The sequence below is a fragment of the Idiomarina sp. UBA4206 genome (assembly GCF_002383015.1).
Lineage (GTDB): Bacteria > Pseudomonadota > Gammaproteobacteria > Enterobacterales > Alteromonadaceae > Idiomarina > Idiomarina abyssalis.
The window spans coordinates 1-5,964 of sequence record NZ_DFTS01000012.1; the positions used below are offsets into that span (position 1 = coordinate 1).

Genomic DNA, 5,964 nt, shown 5'->3' on the forward strand with positions numbered 1-5,964 from the left:
TGCCGCTCTGCCCCATATTCAGGCCCTGGTAACTGAACATCCGCAGGATGCCATTATTCTGGACGCGGCAACGCGGAGAAACCTAGAGCTGCAACAAAGCATGGGCGATGGCAACACCCATCTTTCTGCGGTACTCGACAAAACTGTTTCCGCTATGGGAAGCCGGCAGTTTCAACGCTGGTTACAGCGCCCTATCCGTAACCATGAAGAACTGAACCAACGTTACGACGCTGTCGACGCTTTAAAGGGCAACAATAGCTACGAAAATGTGCAGTTGTCGCTGAAGAAGCTGGCCGACATTGAACGTATTGTCGCGCGGGTTGGTTTGAGAAGTGCCCGCCCCAAAGACTTTGCCAGACTGCGCGACAGCCTTGCGCAAGTACCCGAAATCCGCGACTACCTGTCTCATAACGCTTTAAGTTATTTGAAACAGAACATCCAACCCTTTCCGGAAATTGTCGATCTGCTGACCAGAGCCGTAATTGAACAACCGCCCTTATTGATTCGTGATGGTGGAGTCATTGCAAAAGGCTACGACAAAGAACTCGATGAATTACGAGATCTCGCCACCGGAGCTACCGACTACCTTAAGCAGTTAGAGCAGCGCGAACGGGAAAGAAGCGGCATTGCCACACTAAAAGTTGGATACAACAAAGTCCACGGCTACTTTATTGAAGTCAGCAGGCAGTCATCAGAGTCCGTACCAGACGATTATCAGCGCCGTCAGACGCTTAAAAACACTGAGCGTTATATAATTCCCGAGCTAAAAGAGCACGAAGATAAAGTACTTAACGCTCAGGCTCGCTCGCTGGCCAGAGAAAAATGGCTGTACGATCAGCTTTTTGAACATCTTCTACCGCAGGTCAATGCTTTACAAAAGAGTGCCTCCGGCCTTGCGCAACTCGATGCTCTTTGTTGCTTTGCAAAGCTAGCGGATAACTACCGCTACTGTCGGCCTCAACTTAAAAAAGACAATAGCTTAATTGAGCTGGAAGCGGCCCGTCACCCAGTTATTGAGCAGCTAAGTGACGAGCCTTTTATCGCTAACCCGATGTCTCTGACACCCGAGCAGCGAATGCTAATGATTACAGGCCCGAATATGGGCGGTAAGTCGACTTATATGAGGCAAGCAGCGCTCATTGTTATTCTGGCTCACATGGGCTGCTACGTGCCCGCGGATAAGGCGATTATTGGAGATATCGATCGTATTTTCACACGTATTGGGGCTTCCGACGATCTAGCCTCAGGCCGCTCAACATTTATGGTAGAAATGACAGAAACCGCTAATATTTTGCATAACGCTACCGCAAAAAGCCTGGTTCTCATGGATGAGATAGGTCGTGGCACGTCAACCTACGATGGTTTATCTCTAGCCTGGTCCTGTGCGGACTACCTGTCCCGACAGCTTAAATGTTTAACTTTATTTGCGACACATTACTTTGAGCTAACGGAGCTTGCTGAAGAGCTGCCGGCAACCATCAACGTGCATGTTGATGCTAAAGAACATGGCGACACCATAGCGTTTTTGCATAAAGTCAGTGCGGGAGCTGCAAGCCAAAGTTTTGGTCTGCAAGTTGCGAAGTTAGCCGGGGTTCCCGATAATGTCATAAAAAGCGCAAAACAAAAGCTAACAGAGCTCGAACACACGCATCATGGCATTTCAAAAGCACCCCAACAAAAAGCTATGGAACTCCCCTTGCCAACTGAAGAGCAGAACCCTTTGCTTAGCGAGTTAGAACAGCTCGACTTAAACGATTTAACACCAAGACAGGCACTGGATATCCTTTACCAATGGCAGCAGAAACAAAAAAGCTCAACCTGAGGTTGAGCTTTTTCTTCTAACGACTTCTATTCCGGGCTAAACAACGAATCAAGTGTTAACCCTTGCTGCTTAAGGGAGTCCCTCAGTTTTCGCAAAGCCTCAACCTGTATCTGCCTAACACGTTCACGCGTCAGCCCTATTTCATGGCCAACATCTTCCAGTGTTGACGGCTCATAACCCATAAGCCCAAAGCGACGAGCAAGTACTTCCCTTTGCTTAGGATTCAAAGACTGCAGCCACTCGGTAATGTTAATTTTCAGATTTTCATCCTGAAGAATGCCTTCCGGGCCGGTATCAGAATCATCCGTTAATATGTCTAGCAATGCTTTGTCGTTATCACCACCAATAGGCGTATCGACTGAACTTATTCGTTCATTCAAGCGCAGCATTTTGGTAATGTCACCGACCGGTTTATCCAGACTTTCTGCAATATCTTCAGCCGTTGGCTCATGATCCAGCTTATGCGCTAATTCCCGAGCAGCACGAAGATACACATTCAGCTCTTTAACTACATGAATTGGCAGACGGATGGTTCGCGTCTGATTCATAATAGCTCGCTCGATAGTTTGTCGTATCCACCATGTGGCATAAGTTGAAAAGCGAAAACCACGTTCAGGGTCGAATTTTTCGACTGCTCTGATAAGACCCAGGTTGCCTTCTTCAACTAAATCCAAAAGGGGTAAGCCCCGGTTAGAATAACGACGGGCAATTTTAACCACTAATCGTAAATTACTCTCGATCATTCGGCGGCGAGCTGCCTTGTCGCCTTTTAAGGCTCGGCGGGAATAAAAGACTTCCTCTTCAGCAGTCAATAAAGGGGAGAACCCTATTTCTCCTAAATAAAGCTGCGTTGCGTCCATCTTTTTTTGATAACTGGTGGATGATGACAATAACGCTTCTTCCAGCTCTTCTGCAGAACTGTCCGCGCTATCGACTAACGTTTCTTCGTTAACTTCACCATTAACTTCTGCATTGTCGACTGATTCTTCCTTTATGCGGCTCATAACAAGCTCCTGTTATACTGAACACCGTGTTACTACACACGTCGACTTCCCTATCTTGTTATTATTATTCCCACACTACTAGCGAGATCTTGGTAAGTAATGCCTCGGATTAACCGACTTACCACGGAAACGAACTTCAAAATGTAACTTCACTCGCGGACTGCCTGAATCTCCCATTCGGGCAATTGTCTCACCTACGTCCACCCATTCCTGTTCCTTTACGAGAATTTTATCGTTGTGGGCGTAGGCGGTAATAAAATCATCGTTATGTTTCAATATGATTAAATTACCAAACCCGCGTAATGCATTTCCGACATAAACGACTTTTCCAGCTGCTGCAGCATTCACCGAATCGCCGCGCTCACCTGCAAAATCAATACCTTTATTACCCTGTTCCTGCAACGAAAAATCAGCTAAGACTTTTCCCGATGAAGGCCAACGCCAGACAATTTTATCGTTACTCGGCAGATCAACTTCAGGTCTTTTAATCTGCTGCTTAGGCTGTCTCTTACGACGCTTATCGGTTTGTTTTGCAACTGTTTTTTTTGTGCTCGTTTTTTGACCATACTCTTTCTGTTCAGTATTAGCAACGGGCGTTTTTATATTATTTTGTGCGTTATTTGAGGTTTTATTATTCTGTTTAGCACTAGTCGTTCGCTGCGCCTTTCTGGCTGAGGTGGCCCCGTATTGCGGCTTACTCACCAGACTCAGTTTCTGTCCCGGATAAATAGTGTAAGGTTTTTGTAAATTATTAATTTGGGCAATATCCTGAACATCCATATTGGCTCTGAATGCGATTGAATAGAGGGTTTCGCCGCGTTGAACTTCATATTCTTTATCGTTCAATGAGTTTGGCTCAAAATCACGGTAAGTTTTTCCGGTGTACAGTTCATCGACCGGCGCAGGTGCTGATCGACCGCTGCATGCCTGAAGCAGAGTAATGGCAAAAATCAATAATATTAATTGCTTGATTGCCCCGGACGATAGAACCATCATTACACCAATTGCGCTATTACGTACCCAATAATAACCAGTATTACCAGTGTCCAGCCAATACGGTCAACATATTCACGCAGTTTTACACCCATTTCAGGACCGCCGGTACGTAGTAACCATGCGACAAGATAGAAACGCATTCCACGGCTAATAGCGGATGCAATAACAAAAGGGAAAAAGGCTATCTGCATGACACCTGCAGTTACCGTAAATAGTTTATAAGGAATTGGTGAAAATCCGGCAATAAAGACTATCCATACGCCCCAGTCGGCGAACCAACCCTGTACGGTTAAGAGTTTGTCTTGATAACCGAGCGTTTCCACAGCAGGCAATACCAGTGACTCATAAGCCCAATAACCGAGGAAGTACCCCAGAATCCCCCCGGCTACTGAAGTAACGGTCGTTAAAAACGCCAGCCTCCAGGCTTTTTGGGGTTGAGTCATAGCCATTGGCGCCAGCATGACATCGGGAGGGATTGGAAAAATAACGGACTCAGCAAAACTTAATAAACCGAGGATGACATTCGCTCTGGGGTGTTGTGCCCAGGATAATACCTTATCGTACAATGCTGAGAACAACTTCAAATGACATCTCCCTTAACTAAAGGCACAAAACGAACATCGCCAATGCGCTGTTGCTCTAATGAGTCTCCAAAACGACGCATAACGACCAAACTTTGTGATTCATTCTGTTCACCAACCGGAATGATCATCACACCGCCATCCGCAAGTTGATCGACTAAATCCTGAGGGATATCGCTTGCCGCAGCCGTGACAATAATACCGTCAAACGGACCTTTACTGCGCCAGCCTTTCCAGCCATCACCGTGGCGCATAGACACATTATGCAAGTCAAGCTGACGCATACGTCGCTTCGCCTGATACTGCAAAGTAGCAATACGTTCGACGCTAAAGACCTTATCAACCAGCTGAGCCAGCACTGCCGTCTGATAACCCGAGCCTGTACCTATCTCCAGCACGTTTTTACAATGATGCTGCATTAACAACTGCGTCATTGTTGCCACCATTAACGGCTGCGAAATGGTTTGCCCGTTACCAATGGGCAACGCCGTATTTTCATAGGCTTTATGAGCTAATGACTCAGGCATAAAAAGGTGCCTCGGGGTATTAGCAATAACCCGCAGCACCTCTTTATTGGTAATACCCAGTTCTTCCAGTTGTTGAATCAGCCGCTTTACCCGCGACTGTCCATTACTAATCATCATTTTTGTTGTTCTAACCAGTCTGTCAGTGTGTCGGTATGTCGTTGAGCTGTCATGTCCAGACTTAACGGAGTTATAGATACATAACCTTCATGTATTGCTGTGAAATCGGTATTTGGCTCGTCACTTGCGTGGTGACCAATTGGGCCATACCAAAATATCTCACTGCCAAAAGGGTCGCGATCGTGCCCCATAGTTTCTGCACGGTGCCGACGACCCAGTTTAGTTACCCGCGTACCTTTTAACTTATCGTAAGTCGTGTAAGGCACATTAATATTCAATACTGTGTCCAGGCGAAGCGGATCATCTTCCATGCTGGCAACAATCTCGGCGACAACACGTCCGGCAGTATCGTAGTAGTCGTGTCCTCGACCGCCCATCGACACTGCAATAGAAGGAAGCCCCATAAAGCGCCCTTCCATTGCCGCTGCAACAGTGCCGGAATACAGCACATCGTCACCCATATTGGGGCTGTCATTAATGCCGGAAACAACTAAATCCACGTCTTCCGCCATCGGTGAGTTCGTGCCCAAATGAACGCAGTCGGTCGGTGTACCGTTAACTGAAAAGAAACCGTTATCCAGACGACGCACCCGCAATGGATTATGCAGTGTCAATGAGTTACTTGCGCCGCTGCAGTTACGGTCAGGAGCGATGACTCTTACATCAGCGACTTCTTTTAACGCTTGATACAATGCCCGAATCCCCGGGGCATGGACGCCATCGTCGTTACTTAATAGAATTTTCATCATCTGGATTCACCACTTAAGTCCACAATTTCATTTAACACAGTCGTTGCATATGCGCCTGAAGGTAGCGTAAAGCGTAATTCAGCATCCTTGCCATGCCAGCTTAACTCTGGCTCTTTTACGCGCAATAGTGTGCTGCGTCGCGCCGCATCGACCCGTAGTTTTCTCAAT

Annotated in this window: 7 protein-coding genes; 1 reads left to right on the forward strand and 6 read right to left on the reverse strand. The window is 46.8% G+C overall.

The window, feature by feature from the left end; genetic code table 11:
• On the forward strand, positions 1-1,822 hold a 1,822-nt coding region (gene mutS / locus B3180_RS02110), incomplete at its 5' end, for a DNA mismatch repair protein MutS (RefSeq protein WP_286842709.1).
• A gap of 26 nt (positions 1,823-1,848) precedes the next feature.
• Here mutS and rpoS read toward each other — a convergent pair.
• The 6 genes from rpoS to truD form a co-directional block, all read right to left on the reverse strand.
• Positions 1,849-2,826, reverse strand: a complete 978-nt coding sequence (rpoS, locus tag B3180_RS02115; protein ID WP_271331321.1) for an RNA polymerase sigma factor RpoS — start codon at positions 2,824-2,826, stop codon at positions 1,849-1,851.
• 78 nt (positions 2,827-2,904) lie between these two features.
• Entirely contained in the window at positions 2,905-3,822 is a 918-nt protein-coding gene (locus B3180_RS02120; protein WP_054488012.1) for a peptidoglycan DD-metalloendopeptidase family protein, read from the reverse strand.
• Entirely contained in the window at positions 3,822-4,406 is a 585-nt protein-coding gene (locus tag B3180_RS02125; RefSeq protein ID WP_199494542.1) for a YqaA family protein, read from the reverse strand. Before B3180_RS02125 ends, B3180_RS02120 begins: the two co-directional genes overlap by 1 nt.
• Positions 4,403-5,044 (reverse strand): protein-L-isoaspartate(D-aspartate) O-methyltransferase, encoded by a 642-nt coding sequence (locus B3180_RS02130; RefSeq protein WP_404813262.1) that lies wholly within the window; start codon positions 5,042-5,044, stop codon positions 4,403-4,405. The genes B3180_RS02125 and B3180_RS02130 overlap by 4 nt, the downstream gene beginning before the upstream one ends.
• Positions 5,044-5,796 carry a 5'/3'-nucleotidase SurE gene (surE, locus tag B3180_RS02135; protein ID WP_286842716.1) on the reverse strand — a complete coding sequence of 251 codons (753 nt, stop codon included), beginning with the start codon at positions 5,794-5,796 and terminating at the stop codon, positions 5,044-5,046. The genes B3180_RS02130 and surE overlap by 1 nt, the downstream gene beginning before the upstream one ends.
• Positions 5,793-5,964 (reverse strand): tRNA pseudouridine(13) synthase TruD (gene truD / locus B3180_RS02140; RefSeq protein WP_286842797.1); only part of this gene is annotated, 172 nt, incomplete at its 5' end. The genes truD and surE, both read right to left, overlap by 4 nt.